Genomic DNA, 20,513 nt, shown 5'->3' with positions numbered 1-20,513 from the left:
AAGTGGACACGGGTGTCCACTTAATCAAGGGGCCGCATCTCATTTCGTTACTATCGTCATCCTCCGGCAAGCCGCGTAGCGGCGCAGACCGGGGGACCCAGCGGCGCGCGTGAGCGCGAAGCTGTGGGGAGCGCCAATGCTTCAACTTCGATCTTCAGAGTTTCGCCGCCGCGGCGCCGCTGGGTCCCCCGGTCTCGCTACGCTCGCCGGAGGATGACGAAAGCTAAGAAGAAAGCGCGCTGTCGAGCGCCTCCGCCAGATCGCCCTTGCCGACGACCTTCACACTCTCCAGACCCAGCCATCCGGCCATCAGTTTCAGCTCGTTCGCCAGTCGCGCGGGCGTCTCGGGCGTCGCGTCCGGCTCGCGCCAGGCGGCCTGCACCAGCAGCTCCCCGGCCTTGCGGTCAGCCTTCAGATCGACCCGCGCGGTGATCGCCTCGTCCTCGAGGAAGGGCAGGACGTAGTAGCCGTGCTCGCGCTTGTGGGCGGGGGTGTAGATCTCCAGCCGCACCCGCACGCCGAACAGCCGCTCGGTCCGGTCGCGCGCCCAGATCAGATTGTCGAACGGCGACAGCAGGGCCTGTCCGGTCACCTTGCGCGGCGTCCGTGCGCCGGGCGCCAGATACGCGATCTGCCGCCAGCCCCTGACCTGCACCGGAGTCAGTTCGTCCGCCTCGACCAATTCGGCGATCCGCGCCTTCGTTTCCGCCACCGGCATGCGGAACCAGTCGCGCAGATCGGCCTCCGTCGCCACCCCCAGCGCCCGCGCCGCGATGCGGACCAGTTCGCGCTGTGCGTCCGGTTCGTCCGGGGTCGGCAGGTCGATGATGCGGGCGGGCAGGGCGCGCTCGGTCAGGTCATAGACGCGCTCGAAACCGTTGCGCGTCTTCGTCGTGATCATCCCGGCCCAGAACAGCCACTCCAGCGCGCGCTTGCCGTCGGACCACTCCCACCAGCCGGGCTGGCCGCGCGGACCGGTCGCGAAGTCGCCGCCGGTGACCGGCCCGCGCCGTTCGATCTCGGCCAGAACCCCGTCGATATAGTCACGTCGCTCGCGCCCGAACCGGGCGATGCCGGTCCACATGGCCCCCTCCTGAGCCCGCTGCATGCGCCAGCGGAACAGGGGCTGAAGCTCCATCGGCATCAGCGAGGCCTCATGGCCCCAGTATTCGAACAGGCTGCGTTTTGGCCCCCACGCCTCGGCCTCCAGCGCCTCGCGCGGATAGTGGCCGAGGCGCGAGAAGCCCGGCAGGTAGTGGGTGCGCGTCACCACATTGACGCTGTCGATCTGCACCACGCCCAGCTTGCGGACGAGGTCGCGGACATGGCTCCGCCCCGGCGATCCGGGGCGGGTCCGTCCGAAGCCCTGCGCGGCCAGGGCGATGCGGCGGGCGGTCCTGAGGCTGATGGTTTCGGTCACCGGATCAGCCTGCCCAAAAGTCGTCGGGCGCGCCATGGGGGTGGCGCGCCCGACTGGCGGAAAGCGGCTACGGCGTCGCCCGCGCGGGCAATGCTTGCGCTGACCGGACCAGTTGCACGAACTCCGCCCGTTCGCCGTAGGGATCTTCTCCCCGTGCGCCTTGCGCCAGCTCCAGGATGCGGTCCCAGCCATAGTCCGAGGGCAGCCACGGGTCGCCTCGCAGGCGCTGGCCGAAGGCGGCGACCGCCAGCGCCCAGCGGGTGCTCTCCGGCGGTTGGGCCGAGGCGCCGGACTGGCCGCGGTTCGAGATGACCTGCTGGATCAGGCGCGACTCCGCCTCGCCCGGCTGCTTGTAGCGGACCTGCACGAAGCCGATTTCGCCCGACGCATCACCGCCGCCGACGCCGATGCGGTTCTGGTCATAGCGCCGCTCGGGGATCTGGCTGGGACCGCCGACAGGGGTGATCTCGTAGATGGCGGTCACCGAGGCGCCGGAGCCGACCTCGCCGGCGTCCACGCGATCATTGTTGAAGTCCGCCTCGTTCAGCAGGCGGGTCTCATAGCCGATCAGCCGATACTCGGAGACACGGGCGGGATTGAACTCGACCTGGATCTTCACATCGTCGGCGATGGGGAAGGCGCCCCGGTCGAACATCGGGCCGAACAGGCGGCGCGCCTCGTTCAGGTCATCGACATAGGCGGCCGTCCCGTTGCCCGCCTGGGCGATGGCCTGCATCCGGGCGTCCTGATAGTTGCCGCGCCCGAAGCCATAGACGGACAGATAGATGCCGGTCTCGCGCTTGGCGGCGACATAGTCCTCCAGACGCTGGTTCTCGGTGACGCCGACGTTGAAGTCGCCATCCGTGAACATCAGGATGCGGTTCACCTTGTCCTTGCCGAAGGCGGACTCGGCCTGCTGATAGGCGGTGACCATGCCCTGTGCCCCGGCGGTGCCGCCGCCCGCGCGCAGCCCGGCGACAGCGGCTCTCAGCACGTCCTTCTGATCGCCGGAGGTCGGCGCCAGCACCACGGACGCGCCGCTGGCGTAGGTGGTGATCGCCACGCGATCCTCGGGCCGCAGACGGTCGATGATCAGGTTCATCGCCTGCCGGGACAGTTCCAGCTTGTCCGCCGACATCATCGAGCCGGACACATCGACCATGAAGGTCAGGTTCAGGGGACGGCGCTCGCCGGCGGGCAGCTCATAGCCCTGCAGGCCGATGTGGACGATCTGGCGCCCCTCCGCCCACGGCGCCGCCGCGACCACGGTACTGACGGCGAACGGCTCGGACGCCGAGCGCGGCCGGGCGTACCCATAGTCAAAGTAGTTGATCATCTCCTCCAGCCGGATCGCATCGACCGGCGGGCGGGAGCCCTGATCCAGGAAGCGACGAACGTTGGAGTAGCTGGCCGTGTCCACGTCGATGGAGAAGGTCGAGACGGGCTCCTCGGCGACGCGGCGCACCGGATTGGGCAGGGCGTCCGGGTAGCGTTCCGTGTCGGGGGCAGGCCGGATGATCTGCCGTTCCGCAAGCGGCGCCGGGGGCGGCGGCGGCGGAGGTGGCGGAGGTGGCGGTGGGGGAGGCGGCGGTGGCGGGGGAGGCGGCGCCGGGAGCGGCCTGCGATTGGGGCCGACCGCGGACGGCGCGGCGCTGTCGGCGCGCACGCGGGTTCCGGTGACCACCACCTCGCCCAAGGCGTCGGACGTCGGGGCCTGAGCGGTCTCGCTGGTGGCGCAGGCGCTCAGGCCGGCCACCATTAGGGCGGCGACTGCGGCCATCGGTCGGTTCGGAAAATGTCGGCTCATTCTCGTTCTCCTTGGTGTCCAGTCCTCTGGCCGACCACCCTCGCCCCAAACAGCGGCCCTGCAACCTGACGAAGCCTGACAGTGTGGGCTGGCGCGACCGCCCGTCGCACCCCACAATGAGCATTCGACGAAAACGGGGGCGATCATGGCGGAAGCCGGTGGACTTGAGCTGGGGCATGTTGCGGCCCTGCTGGCGGCGGGCGTGGTGGCCGTGCCGTTGCTCCGGCGGCTGCAGCTCGGCTCGGTGCTCGGCTATCTGGCGGCCGGTCTGGCCATTGGCCCGTTCGGCGTCGGCCTGTTCACCGAGCCGGAGACCATCCTCCACGTCGCCGAGTTCGGGGTGGTCATCTTCCTGTTCATCATCGGACTGGAGATGCGGCCTTCGCGATTGTGGAGTCTGAGAAAGGACATCTTCGGCCTCGGCGCCGCCCAGGTGTTCGGCGCGGGATTGCTGCTGACCTTCACCGGCATGGCGGCGGGCCTGACGGCGCCGGTGTCCTTCATCGCCTCCATGGGCTTCGTGCTCAGTTCGACCGCCGTGATCATGCAGATGCTGGACGAGCGGGGCGAGATGGCCACGCCGCGCGGCAGCCGCGCCATCTCCATCCTGCTGCTGGAAGACCTCGCCATCGTGCCGCTGCTGGCCGTCGTGGCCGTCATGGCTTCGGTCATGGGGCTGGCGGGTGAGGGCGGCCCGCCGCTGTGGCGCACCCTGCTGCTGGCCGTCGGCGCCGTCGGCATCGTGCTGGTCGCGGGAAAGTTCCTGATGAACCCGGTGTTCCGCATCCTGGCCCGTTACGGCGGGCGCGAGGTGATGACGGCGGCGGCCCTGCTGGTCGTGGTCGGCGCGGCCTGGCTGATGGACCTGGGCGGCCTGTCGATGGCCATGGGCGCCTTCCTGGCGGGCGTGCTGCTGTCCGAGTCGACCTTCCGTCACCAGCTGGAGGCGGACGTGGAGCCCTTCCGCGCCATCCTGCTGGGCCTGTTCTTCCTCAGCGTCGGCATGTCGCTGGATCTGTCGGTGGTGTTCGCCGAGTGGCGGGTTGTCGTCGGCGGCGTGATCGCCTTCATGGCCGTGAAGGCCGTCGCCATCTATGGCGTCGCGCGGCTGTTCAGGGCCAGCGAGCGTGAGGCGGTCGAGCGCGCCGTCCTGTTCGCCCAGGGCGGCGAGTTCGCCTTCGTGCTCTACGGCGCGGCGCTGGCGACCGGGGTGTTCGACGCCCGCATCGCCGCCATCGCCAGCGCGGTGGTCATCCTGTCGATGATGCTCACGCCCGTGACGACCATCGTGGTCAGCAAGCTGATGCCGCCGGAAACGCTGAATCCGGAAGAGGCGGACGGCGTCGATGCGGCGAAGAACCTGCGCGAGCGGGTGCTGATCATCGGCTTCGGTCGCTTCGCCCAGGTGGTGGCCCAGCCCCTGCTGGCCCGCGATGTCGATGTGTCGATCATCGACATGGACGTGGAGATGATCCAGGCCGCCGGAAACTTCGGCTTCAAGGTCTATTACGGCGACGGCACCCGGCTGGACGTGCTGCGCGCCTCGGGGGCCGAGAAGGCCGAGACCATCCTCGTCTGCGTCGACAAGCAGGAGGACGCCGACAAGATCGTCGAACTGGTCAAGGCCGAGTTCCCGCTGACCAAGCTGTTCGTCCGCGCCTATGACCGCGGCCACGCCATCCGTCTGGTGCAGGCGGGGGTCGAGTACCAGATCCGCGAGACCTTCGAGAGCGCCCTGGTGTTCGGCTATCAGGTGCTGATCGACCTGGGCTTCACCCATCAGGAGGTGGAGGAGACCATCGAGGACGTGCGCCGTCGCGACGAGGAGCGGCTGGCCATCCAGATGGTCGAGGGCATCACCGGCGGGCGGTCGCTGATGCGCGGCAACATCCGCACCACCAAGCCTGAGCCCTACATCAAGCCCGGTCGCAAGGGGCAGGCGCTCAACGAAGAGGCCGCCGAGGCTCTGGAAGAGGAAGAAGACGAGCGCGAGAAGACCGGCGCCTGATCGCGCCGGTCAGAAGAATTTCGGGATCGGCCCCAGTTGCGGGGTCTGGTCCGGAAGATCGACGAACGCCTCGTCCACATAGCACCAGCCCCAGCCCTCGGGCGGGTCATAGCCCTCGATGATCGGGTGGTGCGTCGCCTTGTGATGGGCGGTCGCATGGCGGCTCGGGCTGTCGTTGCAGCAGCCGACATGACCGCAGGACCGGCACAGCCGCAGGTGCACCCACCAGCCGCCGGTCTTCAGGCATTCCTCGCAGCCCTTCGACTGCGGGGTGACCCGGTTGATGGTGCTGACATGACCGCATGCCGCCATGGCGTTTCTCCTGTCGCGCGGCGATGTTCGCGACAAGTCGCAGCTTTCGCAAGGTGTCAGGATTGTGTCCCGGGAGGTTGCCGCTAAGGTCCGGCAGCTTTTGCTTACCGAGGATCCCTGTAGATGAAGTTCCGCGCCGTATCGCTTGCCGCCCTGATCGCCGTCGCATCGCCGGCTGTCGCCTTCGCCCAGCATTCCGCCCACGCCGCCCACGCCGCCGCCCAGGCCCCCGAGTTGCAGGCCGCGCCGGTCTCCGAGCTGGTGTCCGAGGTCAACATTCCCTGGACCCGCTTCCAGCTGGACAACGGCCTGACGGTCATCGTGCACGAGGACCGCAAGGCCCCGGTGGTCGCGGTGTCCGTCTGGTACAACGTCGGCTCCAAGGACGAGCCCGCCGGTTCGACCGGCTTCGCCCACCTGTTCGAACACCTGATGTTCGGTGGTTCGGAAAATGCGCCGGGCAGCTATCTGGGCCGCATGCGCAACCTCGGGCCGTCGAACCTGAACGGCACGACCTGGTTCGACCGCACCAACTACTTCCAGACCGTCCCGACCCCGGCGCTGGAGCAGGCCCTGTTCCTGGAAAGCGACCGCATGGGCTATCTGCTCGGCGAGGTCGGCCAGGACGTGCTCGACCTGCAGCGCGGCGTCGTCCAGAACGAGAAGCGCCAGGGCGACAACCAGCCCTACGGCATGTTCGAGTACGCCCAGCTCGAGGCCCTCTTCCCGGAAGGCCACCCCTACCGTCACTCGACCATCGGCTCGATGGCCGATCTGGACGCGGCCAGCCTTGAGACGGTGCGCAACTGGTTCCGCGACAACTACGGCCCGAACAACGCCGTCGTCGTCCTGTCGGGCGACATCGACGAGGCGACCGCCCGCACCCTGATGAACCGCTATTTCGGCCCCATCGCCCGCGGCCCGGTGAACACCCCGGCCGAAGCCGATGTGCCGACCCTGTCGGCGCCGATCGTGGCGACCATGCATGACCGCGTGGCCAACACCCGCCTGACCCGCAGCTGGGCCGTTCCGGGCCTGCTGAGCGACGACGCCGTGCCGCTGGCCGTCGCCGCCCAGGTGCTGGGCGGCCTGGCCTCCTCGCGTCTGGACACCCAGCTGGTCCGCGACGAGCAGAGCGCCGTCTCGGTGTCCGCCTCGCTGTCGGACTTCCACCGCGTCGGCATCTTCGACATCTCGGTCGATGTGAAGCCGGGCCAGGACGCCGCCGAGGTGGGCCGTCGTCTGGACGCCATCGTCGCGGACTTCATCGCCAACGGCCCGACCGAGGAAGAAGTCTCCCGCGTGGCCACCCAGTACGTCTCGCGCCGCATCCAGAGCCTGGAGCAGGTCAACGGCAAGGCCAATGTTCTGGCTGAAGGCCAGCTCTATTCGGGTGATCCGGACCACTACAAGAAGGAGCTGGCCGAGTACGCCTCGGTCACTCCGGCCGAGGTCACGACCGCCATGCAGCGCTGGCTGACCCGCCCGGTCTTCGACATGACCATCGCCCCCGGCGAGCGTGAGGCCTACACCGAAGCCGCCGCCAGCCCCTCGGGCGCCGCGCCGGCCGCCGCCGCCGAGATCGAGCGCGTGGCCCGCATGCCGATGCCGGAAATCGGCCAGGTGCCGGACCTGACCTTCCCGGCGGTCGAGCGCACGCGCCTGTCGAACGGCGTCGAGGTGGTCTACGCCCACGTCGACACCGTGCCGGTCACCCGTGTCACGGTGGAGTTCAACGCCGGCTACGCCGCGGACCAGGCGGATCGTCTCGGCGCCCAGGCGATGATGCTGGATCTGCTGGACGAAGGCACCACCAGCCGTGACGCCAACCAGCTGGCCGAAGAGAAGGAGCGCCTCGGCGTTTCGATCGGCCTCGGCGCCTCGATGGACCGCACCTCGGCCGATCTGTCGACCGTGACGGCGAACCTGTCGCCGGCCCTGACCCTTCTGTCGGACGTCGTGCGCAATCCGGCCTTCGCCCCGGCCGAGGTCGAGCGCATCCGCGCCACCCGCCTGTCGGGTCTGGCCAGCGAGCGGACCAACCCCGGCGCCATCGCCTCGCGCGCCCTGCCGCCGATCATCTATGGCGCGCAGAGCCCCTATGGCCGGTCGTTCACCGGCTCGGGCGACGAAGCGACCATCACCGGCCTGACCCGCGCCGATCTGGTCGCCACCCACGACGCCTGGATCCGTCCGGACAATGCGACGATCTTCGTCGTGTCCGACCTGCCGCTGGCCCAGGTGACCTCGCAGCTGGAAGCCGCCTTCGGCGACTGGCGCGCGCCGTCGGCGGCCAAGGGGACCAAGGACTTCTCGGCCGCCATCCCGGCGCCGCGCAACCGCATCGTCCTGATCGACCGTCCGCAGTCGCCGCAGTCGCTGATCTACGGCGGCGCGGTCCTGCCGGTGTCGGGCACCGATGACCTGCTGGCGCTGAACGCCGCCAACGTCACCCTCGGCTCGGACTTCCTGTCGCGGATCAACTCGGACCTGCGTGAAACCAAGGGCTGGTCCTACGGCGTGCGCGGCAGCGTGAACACGCTGGAGCATCGCGTGCCCTACATCGTCAACGCGCCGGTCCAGGCCAACCGCACCGGCGAGTCCATCGCGGCCCTGATCGCCCAGTATGACCGCTTCCTGGAAACCGAAGGCGTCTCGCCGCAGGAACTGGAGCGGACCATCAACGGCAACACCCGGTCGCTGGCCGGTGGCTACGAGACCTCGGGCCAGATCCTCGGCGCCCTGCGCTCGAACGCCCTGTACGGCCGTCCGGACGACTATCAGACCACCCTGGCCAGCCGCACCCGCGCCCTGACCGCGGACCAGATGGACGCCGCCGCCCGCCGCGACATCCATCCGGACCAGTTCGTCTGGGTGGTGGTCGGCGACGCCTCCGTCGTGCGTCCGCAACTGGAAGCCCTCGGCCTGCCGATCGAGGAACAGCCGATCCGCTAAGGATGTGACAGAGGCCCGGCCGGTGATCCGGTCGGGCCTTCGCCTTTCGAGGGGCGCATCGCGTTCCGGGACGGTCTCGCCTATATAGCGCGCTCCTGACCTCCCGTTCCGAACCTCCTCCGCCCTCAATGCCCAAGACCCTCGACCGCAGGCTGTCCGTCGCCCCGATGATGGACTGGACCGACCGGCATTGCCGGGCGTTCCATCGCGCCCTGTCGACGCGCGCCCTGCTGTATACCGAGATGGTCACCGCCCCGGCGGTTCTGCACGGGGATCGCGACAAGCTGCTGGGCTTCGATGCGGTCGAGCATCCGGTGGCCCTGCAACTGGGCGGATCGGACCCGGCCCAGCTGGCCGAGGCGGCGCGGATCGGTGAGGGCTATGGCTATGACGAGATCAATCTGAACGTCGGCTGCCCGTCCGATCGGGTGCAGTCGGGCAAGTTCGGCGCCTGCCTGATGCGCGAGCCGGAACTGGTCGCCGACTGCATGGCCGCGATCAAGGAAGCGGTCTCCGTTCCCGCCACCGTCAAATGCCGTATCGGCGTCGATGACCAGGACCCGGAGGTCAGCCTGTTCGCGACCGTGGACGCCAGCGCCGCCGTCGGCATCGACACCTTCATCGTCCACGCCCGCAAGGCCTGGCTGAAGGGGCTGTCGCCCAAGGAAAACCGGGACGTGCCGCCGCTGGACTATGGTCTTGTGCGCCGCCTGAAGCGCGAGCGTCCGCATCTGTCGATCAGCATCAACGGCGGCATCCCGGACCTCGATCAGGCCGAGGCGCACATGGTCGCCGACGACGGGGTGCAGCTGGACGGCGTCATGCTGGGCCGCGCCGCCTATCACGAGCCCGCCCTGCTGGGGCAGGCGGACCGCCGGATGTTCGGCGCCGATACGCCCGACGTGGACGCCTATGAAGCGCTGGCCCGCTATCGTCCCTATCTGGTCGCGCGACTGGAGGAGGGGGTGCATCTGGCGCACATGACCCGGCACCTGCTGGGTGTCATGCACGGACGCGCCGGCGCCCGCGCCTTCCGCCGCATCCTGACCGTGGAAAGCGTCAAGGCCGGCGCCGGGATCGACGTCGTGGACCGCGCCATCGAGGCCGTTCGCGAGGCCGAGGCCCGCATGGATATGCGTGAGGACGCGGCCTGATCCTGTCGCCAAGCTCGCCTGCGGCGGGAATGACACAGTGCCGCTTTTGTGGAACCCGGCTCGATTAACGTGGGAACCCCGGACTCGCGACCTGCATTGCCTTTGCAGGAGAGACCGTCATGCCCAAGCGCACGCCGCCCGCCCAGCCCGATCTTCGCCTCGTCCAGGCCGAGGCCGAGATCTACGATCTCATGCGCCAGCCGGAGACGACCGCCGATCGCGTGAAGCGACTTCAACTGGAGGCGAAGGCGCTGGCGGTCGAGCAGGTCGAGGCGCTGGAGGCGGTGCTGATGCAGGCGGCGGCCATGGCGAAGGAGATCGCGGAAGGCGGCGACGCCTATCCGGTCGGCGCCCGCGAGATCGCTGGACGACTGGCCAGCGACCTGCCGTCCAAGTCCGAAACCCTGAAGGCCATCGTCGGCCGGGCGCTCTGAGGCCGGTCAGGCCAGAACGTCGTCGTACTCCGGGTGCCTCCGGTGCCACAGCACTGCATAGCTGCAGCGGGGCTGCAGCTTCAGCTTCTCGGTCCGCGCATGGGCGGCCAGGGACTGCATGAAGCGCCCGGCCGCGCCGCCGCCGCGCAGGGCCGGGTCGGCTTCGACGTGCAGGATCACCCGCGTGTCGTCGTGCACCGCATAGTCGGCGAAGACCACCCGCACCTCGCCCTCGGCATCGGTGAATCCCTGCTCGAAGCGGTGTTCGGCGCGGACATCGCGGAAGGTGGTCATGCGGGGCTCCCTGACTTTTATCGGCGGACCGACAACGCTCAAATCCGCTGACGGGCCGGGTGTTCCCTGCCGCGACCGGATCGCGAGCCGGCGTGGCGCCGCGGCCTCAGGGCTCGCGTCCGCCGGACAGGGCGACGGCGCCCAGAACCCCCTTCACCGTAAACCAGATCGCCAGCAGCAGCAGGGCGGCCCAGACGATGAAGATCAGCACCACGCCGACATAGAACTGGGCCAGCAGGGCGCTGATCACCCAGGCGACGGAGAACAGGGCGGCCCAGATGACCCCGGACCAGAACAGCCGAATCTGGCTGTCGATGTGGCTGCGGCTCAGGCCCGTCGCCCGGCGGCGTGTCGCATAGGCGATGATCGCGCCGATGACGGCGGTCAGTCCGCCGCTGGGCAGCGTCAGGGCGTAGAGGATCCAGCTGATCAGCGCGGTCGTCCGTCCCTGCGTTCCGGTTCCGCCTGGCGCGGCGTCGTTCTCCGGAATGACATGGGACATGCGTACGCCTTTCTCAGATCCACCAGCTCCGTGGTCTGGAAATGGACCGGCCCGACTTCAGGTTCCAGACGCCGGTGGCGCCGCGCAGCACGACCCACAGGGCCGCGAGGAACAGCAGGGGCACGCCGAGGCCGAACGGCGCGGCCAGCAGGATGACGCCCGCCAGAACGGCGATGGCCGCCGCCCACAGGGTGCGCTGCTGGTAGATGAAGTGCGACCGCGACAGGTCGTCCTCCGGGCCCGGACGCCCGGTCACCGCCAGGAGGGCGATCAGGGCCGACACGCCCAGCGTTGGCACGGCCAGCAGGATAAGGGCGTAGACGGCGTACAGGCCGACGCCGCCGCCGGGCGGATCCTGAACCGGCTCACGGTCCTTCGACCGGCCGGTGAAGCCCGGCGTGGGGGCGAAGATCGAATCGGCCGAGGCGGGCGCGGGCTTCGGCGCCGGGCTCGGTTCAGGCGCAGGCGCGGACGTCGGGGTGAGCACCGGAATCACCGGTTCCGGCGTCTCGATCACCGGGCGCGCGGGCGGCGGGTCGAACAGGTCGGGCTCACGCTCCGGCGCGGACATCACCGGCTCGGGTGCAGGCTCAGGCTCAGGCTCGGGCGCGGGCGGCGGCGCGACCTCGCGCGCACGGCCCTGCAGCGACGCCGGAGAGGAGAAGCCGACATGATCGTCATGATCGTCAGGGTGTTGCGGATCGCCGGGTTCGGCCATCGGAGGTCCTTCAAGTCCGCTGTCAGGTATGACGGCCCGGCCCGGACGGCGCAACCCGCCCCGCCCGCATCAACCGGGGGATCAGCGCGCCAGAACCAGTTCGCAGCCCGGCACGGCGGCCCCGCCCAAGGCGCCCGGCTTCTCGATCCTTACCGCGCAGCGGCGCACGCGGGCGTCCTGCAGCATGGCCAGGGCCAGTCGTTCGGCGAAGGTCTCGACCAGCCCGATGTGGCCTTCCGCCACGATGGAGCGCGCGGCCTCGGCGACGGTCTCGTAGTTGATGGTGTCGCCCAGCCTTTCGATCAGCGCCGGGGTCATCTCCAGCGTTACATCGATCACCAGCCGCTGCAGGCGACCGTGCTCGTGGTCGTACACGCCGATGCCGGCCTCGACCTCCAGGCCGCGCACGAAGACCGTCAGGGCCTCGCGGACCGGGGCGCCGGGGGCGTTGAAGGGAAGGGGGGAGGGGGCTGCCACGGGCTACTCCACGATGTCCGGGGTCTGCCAGGCCAGATGCTGGCCCCCGTCGACGGCGATCATCTGGCCCGTCACCAGATCGGCTTCAACCAGCCAGCGCACGGCGGCGGCCACGGCCTCGGGGCTGCCGGCCTTCTGCAGGGGCACGGCGGCGGCCTCGGCGGCGAAGTCCTCGGCGCTCTGGTGGATCGACGGCAGGGTCGGGCCGGGGCCGACGCCGTTCACGCGGATGCGCGGCGCCAGCGCCTGCGCCATCGTCCGCGTCGCCCACCACAGGCCGTTGCGCGACAGGGCGTAGGAGAAGAAGCGGGGATCGGGCTTGAGAACGCGCTGGTCCAGCAGGTTGACGATGGTGCTTCCCTCGACCGCCTGGGCGGCGAAGGCCTCGGACAGGACGACCGGCGCCCGCAGATTGGTCTCGATATGGGCGTCCCAGCTTTCGCGGCTCAGGTCGCCGACCCGGTCATCCTCGAAGACGGAGGCGTTGTTGACCAGCACGTTCAGCGGACCGATCGCCGCGACGGCGGCGGGAACGATGCCGCGCACCTGATCCTCGCGGGACAGGTCGCCGCTGACGGTCGCCGCCCGGCGGCCCAGCGCGCGCACCTCATCGGCCACGGCCTCGGCCGCGTCCCTCGATCCGCGATAATGGACCACGATGTCGAAGCCGGCGCGCGCCAGCTCCAGACAGATCGCCTTGCCGATCCGCTTGCCGCCGCCGGTGACCAGCGCGGCGCCGCGATCGGCGGACGACTTAGTCAACCCGGCCGAACTCGATGAAGTTGATCACGCCGAGCAGAACGACGAAGCCGAGGATGATGTAGAGGGCCAGCATGGTGTGCTCCTTGATGCTTTCGGCATTAAAGCGCCCCGCCCCGCTGTTCAAGAATGCTCGAACGCCTATCGTCGCCGGATGACCACCTGGCGCACCCGCATCGAACCCTTCACCCGGCCCCTGTTCTTCGCCTTTTCGCGCGCCACGCGGGGAATGACGCTGGGCGTGCGTGGGGTGGCGGTGAACGGCGAGGGGCGGGTGCTGCTGGTCAAGCACACCTATGTCCACGGCTGGTGGCTGCCCGGCGGCGGCGTCGAGCGCGGCCAGAGTGCCGAGGAGGCCCTGATCCGCGAGATGCGCGAGGAGGCCGGGCTGGTCGTCGAAGGGCGGCCGCAACTGGTCAGCGTTCACTCCAACGAACGCTATTTCCGGGGCGACCATGTGCTGGTCTACCGGATGGACCGGTTCTCGATGACCGAACGCTCCAGCCACGGCGAGATCGCCGAGATCGGCTGGTTCGACCCGGGGGCCCTGCCGGACGATGCGCACCGGTCGACGCGGGACCGGCTGGCGGAAATCTTCGCCGGTGCGGTCAGCCCGACAAGCTGGTAGCCAGTCCTGATGAACCCGACGCTTCTGTCCATGATCGCCGTCATCCTCGCCGGCGGCGCCACCGCCCTCCAGGCGCCGACCAACGCCAAGATGGCCACCGCCGTCGGCTCGCCGGTGAATGCGGCCTTCGTCTCCTTCGCCGTGGGCACGGCGGCCCTGGGCATCGTCGCCATGATCCTGCATACAAAGCCGGACCTGACCGCCGCCCGGGGGCTGCCTTGGTATGCCTGGATCGGCGGCCTGTACGGCGCGATCTTCGTGGTCGCCGCAGCCTGGGGTGTGCCGCGTCTGGGCGTGGCCCTGACCATTACCCTGATGGTGGCCGGCCAGCTTCTGATCGGTCTGGTTCTCGACCATTTCGGCGCGTTCGGGACGCCGCAAAGCCCGATCAGCTGGGGCCGGATGGGCGGCGTGGCGCTGGTCATCGCGGGCGTGCTGATGGTTCGTCGCTTCTGAACCTCTGCTGACGCTTCGCGGCAGCGCCGGGACGCCTATATTGCCCCCGATGACCGAGGAGACGCCCGCCACCGATTCGCCCCTGCCGGAAGCGATGCTTCAGGCCGCGGATCTGATCCGCGACGAGGCCCGCCGCGCGCCGGACAAGCCGGGCGTCTATCGCATGTACGGCGAGGACGGGACCTGTCTCTATGTGGGCAAGGCGCGGTCCATCAAGAAGCGCATCCTCCAGTACGCGCAGGGGCGGTTCCACACCCAGCGCATCGGCCTGATGGTGTCGCTGACCCGCTCGATGGAGCTGGTGGTCACGGCCTCGGAGACCGAGGCCCTTCTGCTGGAATCCAACTTCATCAAGAAGCTGAAGCCGCGCTTCAACGTGGTGCTGCGCGATGACAAGTCGTTCGCCGAACTGATGATCCGCCGCGACCACCGCGCCCCGCAGGTTCGCAAGCATCGCGGGGCCCACACCATCAAGGGCGACTATTTCGGCCCCTTCGCCTCGACCTGGGCTGTGAACCGGACCCTGACCACCCTGCAGAAGGCGTTCCTGCTGCGGTCCTGCTCGGACAGCGTCTACGAGACCCGCACCCGGCCCTGCATGCTGCACCAGATCAAGCGCTGCTCGGCGCCGTGCACGGGGCTGATCTCGCTGGAGGACTACGAGGGTTTGGTCGATGAGGCCGAGGCCTTCCTGCGCGGCAAGTCGCGGGCGGTGATCGGTCGCCTGTCCGCCGAGATGCAGGCGGCGTCCGACGAGATGGATTTCGAACAGGCGGCCCGCGTCCGCGACCGCATCCGCGCCCTGTCGGCCATATCGATGGAGAACTCGGTTTCGGCCGAAGGCGTGGCCGAGGCCGATGTCTTCGCCCTGCATTCCGACGGCGGTCAGGCCTGCGTGCAGGTCTTCTTCTATCGCGGCGGCCAGAACTGGGGCGGGCGCGCCTATTTCCCGCGCGTGGACCGGGCCGACACCGATCCCGAAATCCTCGCCGCCTTCCTGGGCCAGTTCTACGAGGACAAGCCGGTGCCGCGGCAGATCCTGTCCAACGTGGTCCCGCACGAGAAGGAGCTTCTGGAGGAGGCTTTCTCGATGAAGGCCAAGCTGGACGACGGCCGCCGGGTCGTGACCATCGAGAGGCCCGCGCGGGGCGACCGCAAGGCCCTGATCGACCATGCCCTGACCAACGCCCGCGAGGCGCTGGGCCGCAAGATGGCCGAGAGCTCGGCCCAGTCGAAAATCCTCGACGAACTGTGCGAGGCCTTCGGTCTGGACAGCCGTCCCGAGCGGATCGAGATCTACGACAACGCCCACATCCAGGGGACCAACGCCGTCGGCGGCATGGTGGTCGCCGGGCCCGAGGGCTTCCTCAAGAACCAGTACCGCAAGTTCAACATCCGGGGCGACGAGCTCACCCCCGGCGACGACTACGGCATGATGCGCGAGGTCATGCGTCGCCGCTTCAGCCGTCTGGTCAAGGAAGAGGACGAGGGCGAGGAGGTCGAGCGTCCGGATCTGCTGCTGATCGACGGCGGGGCCGGGCAGCTGGCCGAGGTGCTGGCGGTGCTGGCCGATCTGGGGCTGGACGACATCCTGGCCGTCGGCGTGGCCAAGGGGCCGGATCGCGACGCGGGCAAGGAGCATTTCTTCATCCCCGGCAAGCCGCCCTTCATGCTGCCGCTGAAATCGCCGGTCCTCTATTACGTCCAGCGCCTGCGCGACGAGGCGCACCGGTTCGCCAACGGCGCCCACGCCAAGCGGCGCTCGATGGACATCAAGAAGAACCCGCTGGACGAGATCGAGGGGGTGGGCCCCGGCCGCAAGCGCGCCCTGCTGCACGCCTTCGGCTCGGCCAAGGGCGTCGGCCGGGCCTCGGTCGCCGATCTGATCAAGGTCGAGGGCGTCAGCCAGGCGCTGGCCGAGCGAATCCACGGCTTCTTCCGCAAGGCATAGATCGCCGCACCCTCTGGTAGTTCGTTCGCGGCGTGATAAATCCCTGTTCGGGATACCGGGGGATTTCATGTTCAGGACTTTTGTCGCGGCCGCTGTCGTGTGCGCGACCCTGCTTGCCAGTTCAGTTTCTGCACAGGAGGTCGAGCGCGCGCCCGTGCCGGCCTGGGTGAAGCCCCCGCTTCAGGATGCGCCGTCGGCGCCGCTCGGCGACGCCGCGTTCCGTGTTCAGGTTATCGACAACCAGATCCGCTTCGACGCGGAGGGCTCCCACACCTACGTGTTCCAGCGGTTCGAGGTGCTGACCCGTCAGGGGCTGAGCAGCGCAGGGACCGTCAGCCTGGTCTGGACGCCGCCGCGCGAGACCATCCAGGTTCATCTGCTGCGCATCGTCCGCAACGGCGAAGTCATTGACGTTCTGGCCAGCCAGGAGTTCGAGACCCTGCGCCGTGAGAACAATCTCGAAGCGGCGATGCTCGACGGCCAGCTGACCGCCACGCTCCAGCCCCGTGATCTGCGGGTCGGCGACGTCCTCGAACTGGCCTTCACCACCCACGACACCCTCGGCGTTCTGGCCCCCCACGTGGAGGCCTTCGCCAGTCCCAGCGCGGAACGTCTCGATCGCTACCGGCTACGCGCCAGCTGGTCTGACGACCATCCGGTGCAGGTCGCCGCCGCAGCCCCATGGACGGACATCCGGCCGCGTCGCGAAGGCGGCGACTGGGTCTATGAGATCGATGCGACAGACCTTCGCGCCGAAAGCATTCCGGAAGACCTGCCCGTGCGGTTCGCCCTGAAGCGCTTCGTCGAGTTCACCGACTATGCATCCTGGGCCGACGCCTCCCGCATGATGGCGCCGCTGTATGCGAGGGGCGCGACGCTGGAGCCGGATTCGCCGCTGCGGGCCGAGATCGAGCGCATCCGCGCCGCTCATTCGACGGACGCCGCGCGGGCCGGGGCTGCGCTGCGGCTGGTTGAGGATCAGGTTCGCTATCTCGCCCTCTCGATGGGCGAGGGCAACTACACCCCCATGTCCGCCGACGAGGTCTGGCGCCGACGCTACGGCGACTGCAAGGGCAAGACGGTGCTGCTGATGGCCCTGCTCGAGGGGCTGGGGATCAAGGCGGAAGCCCTGCTGGTCAGCACCCGCTGGGGCGACGGGCTGGAGACACGGCTGCCGCTCATGGCCTGGTTCGACCATGTCATCGTCCATGCGGTCGTGGACGGGAAGTCCTACTGGATGGACGGCACCCGGATCGGGGATCGCCGGATCGAGGACCTGACGCCTCCGCCTTACCGCTGGGGCCTCCCTGTCCGGGCCGAGGGCGCATCGCTCGAGGCCATCCCGCAACCGCCGCTGAACACGCCCCTGACCGAGATGCGCCTGAGCGTCGACGCCAGCGCGGGGCTGGATGCGGATGTCGGCATGGTGATGGAAATGATCTCCCGCGGCGACGTCGCGACCTCGATGCGGCGCCAGGTCGGATCGATCCCGCCGGAGCAGCTGGAAGCCATGTTCAAGGCCCAGTTCGATGGCGAGGAAGGCATGACCATCGACACGGTCGAGACGCGCTACGACGAGGCCGCGAACGAACTGCGCATGATCCTGACTGGCAAGACCCGGATGAGCTGGGTCAACGGTCCGTCCGGTCGTGTCACGAGCATCGATGAAAGCGTCCTCGTCGTTCCGGCGTCTGCGGAGCGCAGGGGCGTGCTGGCGCTGTTCAGGGATCATCCCTACGCCATCAGTCATCCCTTCATGAACCGGGCGGTCTTCCGCGTGACCCTGCCGCATGGCGGGCGCGGCTTCCAGCTTGAGGGCGGAGACCAGACGGTCGAGGGCGGCGGCTATCGCCTCGAGCGTCGCGCTGTCCTCAACGACGGCGTTGCCGAGGTCGAGATCACGACGACGAGCCTCGTCCCGGAACTGAGCGCCGCCGAGATGGCGACCGCGAGGACGCGGGCTGAGAGCACGGCCTCGCTGCCCCTGCGCCTTCGCGCGCCTGCGAACTATGTGGCGACGGAACAGGACAGCGCCCGCTACCAGCCCCGTGACAGCGACATCGATGATCTCATCACCCGGGCCGGCCGCCTCAGCGACATGGGCGACACGGACGGCGCCCTGGCCCTGCTGGATGCCGCCCTCGAACGCGAGCCGGACCATGCCGAGGCGCGCAGGGCGCGGGGCTCGGCGCGGATCGACGCCCGCGACTATGACGGCGCCCGGGCGGACTATGACCACGCGGCCGACCTCGATCCGGCGGATCAGCTGGCGGCCACGGGGCAGGGCATCGCCGCCTATTACCAGGGCCGGTACAGCGAGGCGGTGGTCAATCTGTCGGTGGCCCTGCGCCTCGACCCGTCCGACACGAGCGCCCTGAGCACCCGCGCCGCGGCCTATTACCAGCTCGGCCGCTGGGACCGTTCGCTGGCGGACTATCGGACCCTCAAGACCACCGCTCCGGACAGCGTTGCGGGTCCATTCGGCGAGCTGCGTGCGCTGATCCGTCTGGAGCGGCCCGAGGAGGCTCGCGGGCTGATCTCCGCGCGCCTGACGCGTGATCCCGCCGACTATGTCGGACTGGAGAGGCTGGTGCGGATCGAGACGCAGGCCGGAACGCCTGAAGAGGCCCTTCCGGCGCTGGATCGCGCGATCGAGGGGTCGCCGGAGGCCGTGGATCACCTCGCGCTGCGCGGACAGGTCCGGGCCCTGACCGGCGACGAGACGGGGGCGCGGGAGGACTTCGCTGTCATCCGTCAGACCGACCCGAGCGATCCTGACGTCCGCAACACGGTCTGCTGGGCGCAGGCCCTGGCGGGCTTCGATCTGGAGCAGGCGCTCATCGACTGCGACGCGGCCCTGTCCGCCGGCGAGGCCGCCTATGTCGACAGCCGGGCCATGGTTCTGCTGCAGATGGAGCGCTACGCCGAGGCGAAGGCCGACTATGAACGCGCCCTGTCCATCGCGCCCGATCTTGCGCCGTCCCTGTACGGTCTGGGTCTGAGCCGGCTGGCGCTGGGCGACGCGGGCGGGGCGGAGGATCTGACGCGCGCCCGCGCCCGGGATGTCGACGTGGCCGAGGACTTTGCTGTGTTCGAGGCCCGTCATCCCGAACTGGTGAAGTAGGGTGGGCTGGCGCGACCGGCGCGTTTGAGGCATGGCCGCTTCCATGAGCGAGTCACCCGAGAATGAACTGGCCGCCGGCTACCGCCGTTTCCGCGCCGACCGCTGGCCCGAGGCCCGGGCCGAGTATGAGGCGCTGGCCAAGGGGCAGCAGCCGCACACCCTGATCGTGGCCTGTTCGGACAGCCGCGCCGATCCGGCCCTGATCTTCGACGCCGCCCCGGGCCAGTTGTTCGTGGTGCGCAACGTCGCCAACCTTGTGCCGCCCTACGAGCCGGATGGCCATCTGCACGGCGTCTCGGCGGCGCTGGAGTTCGGCGTGAAGGTGCTGAACGTCTCGCGCATCGTCGTCATGGGCCATGCCTTCTGCGGCGGGGTGAACGCCATGATCCACGGCGCGCCCGATAATGTGCAGGACTTCGTCGCCCCCTGGGTCGCTCAAGGGGCGCCCGTCGTGCGCCGTGTGTGCGAGGAAGTCGCGCCCGAACAGCAGGGGCAGGCGGCGGAGGAGGCGGTGGTTCGCCTGTCGCTGGACAATCTGCGCACCTTCCCGTGGATCGCCGAGCGCGAGGCCGCAGGCACGCTGAAGCTGATCGGCCTGCATTTCGGCATCGCCGAGGGCGTGCTTCGCGCGTTGAAGGGGCCGGGGCCGTTCGAGCCCCTCACCTGAGGGCGTTCTGACGCCTCGCCTCGCGCCGCGAAGCGTGGCACACCGGACGTCCTGTTTCGGAAGGCCGCGATGACCCCCAACCCTCACGCCAATCCCATCCCCAACATCCTGACCGGCCTGCGCCTGCTGGCCGGGGTGGTGATGTTCCTGATCCTGGCGGGCGCGGCGCCGCAGGGCATTCCGGTCCTGTCCGAGTATCTGTCGCCGGACGACCAGTTCCGCTTCGGCCGGACCGCCTTCTTCATCTTCGTGGTCGCTGCCTCGACCGACTGGGTCGACGGCTTCCTGGCCCGCCGCTGGCACGCCACGACCCGCTGGGGCGCCATCCTTGATCCGATCGCCGACAAGGTGCTGGTCACCGGCGCCATCCTGGGCGTGCTGGCCTGGGGCGCCCTGCCGGAGATCGCCATCCCCTGCGGCCTGATCCTGTTCCGCGAGTTCGCCGTCTCGGCCCTGCGCGAGACCGTGGCGGGCAAGGTCAAGCTGCCGGTCACCCTGCTGGCCAAGTGGAAGACGGTGCTGCAGATGGTGGCGCTGGCCACCATCCAGATCGCCCTGCTGTGGGACGGCTTCGGCTTCCCGCTGGAATGGCAGCCCCACTTCCAGACCTTCGCCTACGTCCTGATCTGGATCGCCGCCATCGTCACCCTGTGGACCGGCTGGCAGTATTTCTCGAAGGCCCAGCAGAAGATGAGCCAGCTGTAGGCCGCTGCCGCGGTGGCGAGTGGCGAGTGGCGAGTGGCCAGTGTGCCGAAGCCGCTGTTGAACGCACAATGAAAAGCCCCGTCCGGATCACCGGACGGGGCTTCTTGTTTAGCAAAGGCAGGCGACGCGGCGAAAACTCGCC

19 protein-coding genes are annotated in these 20,513 nt (G+C 69.1%); 10 read left to right on the top strand and 9 right to left on the bottom strand.

What is annotated here, in order from left to right; all coding sequences use genetic code 11:
* Positions 1-223: 223 nt before the first annotated feature.
* Together ACFQQC_RS00650 and ACFQQC_RS00645 are read right to left on the bottom strand one after the other, a co-directional pair.
* Positions 224-1,420 carry a winged helix-turn-helix domain-containing protein gene (locus tag ACFQQC_RS00650; protein ID WP_376858704.1) on the bottom strand — a complete coding sequence of 399 codons (1,197 nt, stop codon included), beginning with the start codon at positions 1,418-1,420 and terminating at the stop codon, positions 224-226.
* A 67-nt stretch (positions 1,421-1,487) separates the two neighbouring features.
* Positions 1,488-3,227 (bottom strand): von Willebrand factor type A domain-containing protein, encoded by a 1,740-nt coding sequence (locus ACFQQC_RS00645; RefSeq protein ID WP_376858703.1) that lies wholly within the window; start codon positions 3,225-3,227, stop codon positions 1,488-1,490.
* Between the two features lie 145 nt (positions 3,228-3,372).
* On the opposite strand from ACFQQC_RS00645, the gene ACFQQC_RS00640 reads away from it, so the two are divergent.
* A complete protein-coding gene (locus ACFQQC_RS00640) occupies positions 3,373-5,235 on the top strand; it encodes a monovalent cation:proton antiporter-2 (CPA2) family protein (protein WP_376858701.1) in 1,863 nt (620 codons plus the stop codon).
* Between the two features lie 9 nt (positions 5,236-5,244).
* On the opposite strand, the gene ACFQQC_RS00635 is transcribed toward ACFQQC_RS00640, so the two are convergent.
* A complete protein-coding gene (locus tag ACFQQC_RS00635) occupies positions 5,245-5,547 on the bottom strand; it encodes a UBP-type zinc finger domain-containing protein (protein ID WP_376858699.1) in 303 nt (100 codons plus the stop codon).
* A gap of 123 nt (positions 5,548-5,670) precedes the next feature.
* Between ACFQQC_RS00635 and ACFQQC_RS00630 the strand changes: the two genes are divergently transcribed.
* From ACFQQC_RS00630 to ACFQQC_RS00620, 3 genes are all read left to right on the top strand, one after another.
* Positions 5,671-8,502 (top strand): M16 family metallopeptidase, encoded by a 2,832-nt coding sequence (locus ACFQQC_RS00630; RefSeq protein ID WP_376858697.1) that lies wholly within the window; start codon positions 5,671-5,673, stop codon positions 8,500-8,502.
* A gap of 128 nt (positions 8,503-8,630) precedes the next feature.
* Positions 8,631-9,656 (top strand): tRNA dihydrouridine(20/20a) synthase DusA, encoded by a 1,026-nt coding sequence (gene dusA, locus ACFQQC_RS00625; protein ID WP_376858695.1) that lies wholly within the window; start codon positions 8,631-8,633, stop codon positions 9,654-9,656.
* Positions 9,657-9,775: 119 nt separating this feature from the next.
* Positions 9,776-10,090: a hypothetical protein gene (locus ACFQQC_RS00620; RefSeq protein WP_376858693.1), complete on the top strand. Its 315-nt coding sequence runs from the start codon at positions 9,776-9,778 to the stop codon at positions 10,088-10,090.
* Between the two features lie 6 nt (positions 10,091-10,096).
* Here ACFQQC_RS00620 and ACFQQC_RS00615 read toward each other — a convergent pair whose 3' ends face one another.
* The 6 genes from ACFQQC_RS00615 to ACFQQC_RS00590 form a co-directional block, all read right to left on the bottom strand.
* Positions 10,097-10,384: a GNAT family N-acetyltransferase gene (locus ACFQQC_RS00615; RefSeq protein ID WP_376858691.1), complete on the bottom strand. Its 288-nt coding sequence runs from the start codon at positions 10,382-10,384 to the stop codon at positions 10,097-10,099.
* Positions 10,385-10,490: 106 nt separating this feature from the next.
* Complete coding sequence (locus tag ACFQQC_RS00610) at positions 10,491-10,886, bottom strand: hypothetical protein (RefSeq protein WP_376858689.1); 396 nt, start codon at positions 10,884-10,886, stop codon at positions 10,491-10,493.
* A 13-nt stretch (positions 10,887-10,899) separates the two neighbouring features.
* The gene (locus tag ACFQQC_RS00605; protein WP_376858687.1) at positions 10,900-11,604 is read right to left on the bottom strand and encodes a hypothetical protein; all 705 of its coding nucleotides are present in this window, start codon (positions 11,602-11,604) and stop codon (positions 10,900-10,902) included.
* Between the two features lie 81 nt (positions 11,605-11,685).
* Positions 11,686-12,081, bottom strand: coding sequence for a dihydroneopterin aldolase (gene folB / locus ACFQQC_RS00600; protein ID WP_376858685.1), 396 nt, complete (start codon positions 12,079-12,081; stop codon positions 11,686-11,688).
* A 3-nt stretch (positions 12,082-12,084) separates the two neighbouring features.
* Positions 12,085-12,843 carry an SDR family oxidoreductase gene (locus ACFQQC_RS00595; protein WP_376858683.1) on the bottom strand — a complete coding sequence of 253 codons (759 nt, stop codon included), beginning with the start codon at positions 12,841-12,843 and terminating at the stop codon, positions 12,085-12,087.
* Entirely contained in the window at positions 12,836-12,967 is a 132-nt protein-coding gene (locus ACFQQC_RS00590; RefSeq protein WP_376858681.1) for a hypothetical protein, read from the bottom strand. The genes ACFQQC_RS00595 and ACFQQC_RS00590 overlap by 8 nt, the downstream gene beginning before the upstream one ends.
* A 27-nt stretch (positions 12,968-12,994) precedes the next feature.
* Between ACFQQC_RS00590 and ACFQQC_RS00585 the strand changes: the two genes are divergently transcribed.
* From ACFQQC_RS00585 to pgsA, 6 genes are all read left to right on the top strand, one after another.
* The gene (locus ACFQQC_RS00585) at positions 12,995-13,468 is read left to right on the top strand and encodes an NUDIX domain-containing protein (protein WP_376858680.1); all 474 of its coding nucleotides are present in this window, start codon (positions 12,995-12,997) and stop codon (positions 13,466-13,468) included.
* A gap of 9 nt (positions 13,469-13,477) precedes the next feature.
* On the top strand, positions 13,478-13,924 hold the full coding sequence (locus ACFQQC_RS00580; RefSeq protein WP_376858678.1) for a DMT family transporter: 447 nt from the start codon (positions 13,478-13,480) through the stop codon (positions 13,922-13,924).
* A gap of 49 nt (positions 13,925-13,973) precedes the next feature.
* Positions 13,974-15,875, top strand: coding sequence for an excinuclease ABC subunit UvrC (gene uvrC / locus ACFQQC_RS00575; protein ID WP_376860813.1), 1,902 nt, complete (start codon positions 13,974-13,976; stop codon positions 15,873-15,875).
* A gap of 67 nt (positions 15,876-15,942) precedes the next feature.
* A complete protein-coding gene (locus ACFQQC_RS00570; RefSeq protein ID WP_376858676.1) occupies positions 15,943-18,999 on the top strand; it encodes a tetratricopeptide repeat protein in 3,057 nt (1,018 codons plus the stop codon).
* A 43-nt stretch (positions 19,000-19,042) separates the two neighbouring features.
* The gene (locus ACFQQC_RS00565) at positions 19,043-19,666 is read left to right on the top strand and encodes a carbonic anhydrase (RefSeq protein WP_376858674.1); all 624 of its coding nucleotides are present in this window, start codon (positions 19,043-19,045) and stop codon (positions 19,664-19,666) included.
* 69 nt (positions 19,667-19,735) lie between these two features.
* The gene (gene pgsA / locus ACFQQC_RS00560; RefSeq protein ID WP_376858672.1) at positions 19,736-20,371 is read left to right on the top strand and encodes a CDP-diacylglycerol--glycerol-3-phosphate 3-phosphatidyltransferase; all 636 of its coding nucleotides are present in this window, start codon (positions 19,736-19,738) and stop codon (positions 20,369-20,371) included.
* Positions 20,372-20,513: the final 142 nt, after the last annotated feature.

The organism is Brevundimonas sp. GCM10030266, from assembly GCF_042666595.1.
Lineage (GTDB): Bacteria > Pseudomonadota > Alphaproteobacteria > Caulobacterales > Caulobacteraceae > Brevundimonas.
The sequence above is the reverse complement of the archived record's forward strand: the minus strand, read 5'-3'. Positions and strand labels throughout refer to the sequence as shown.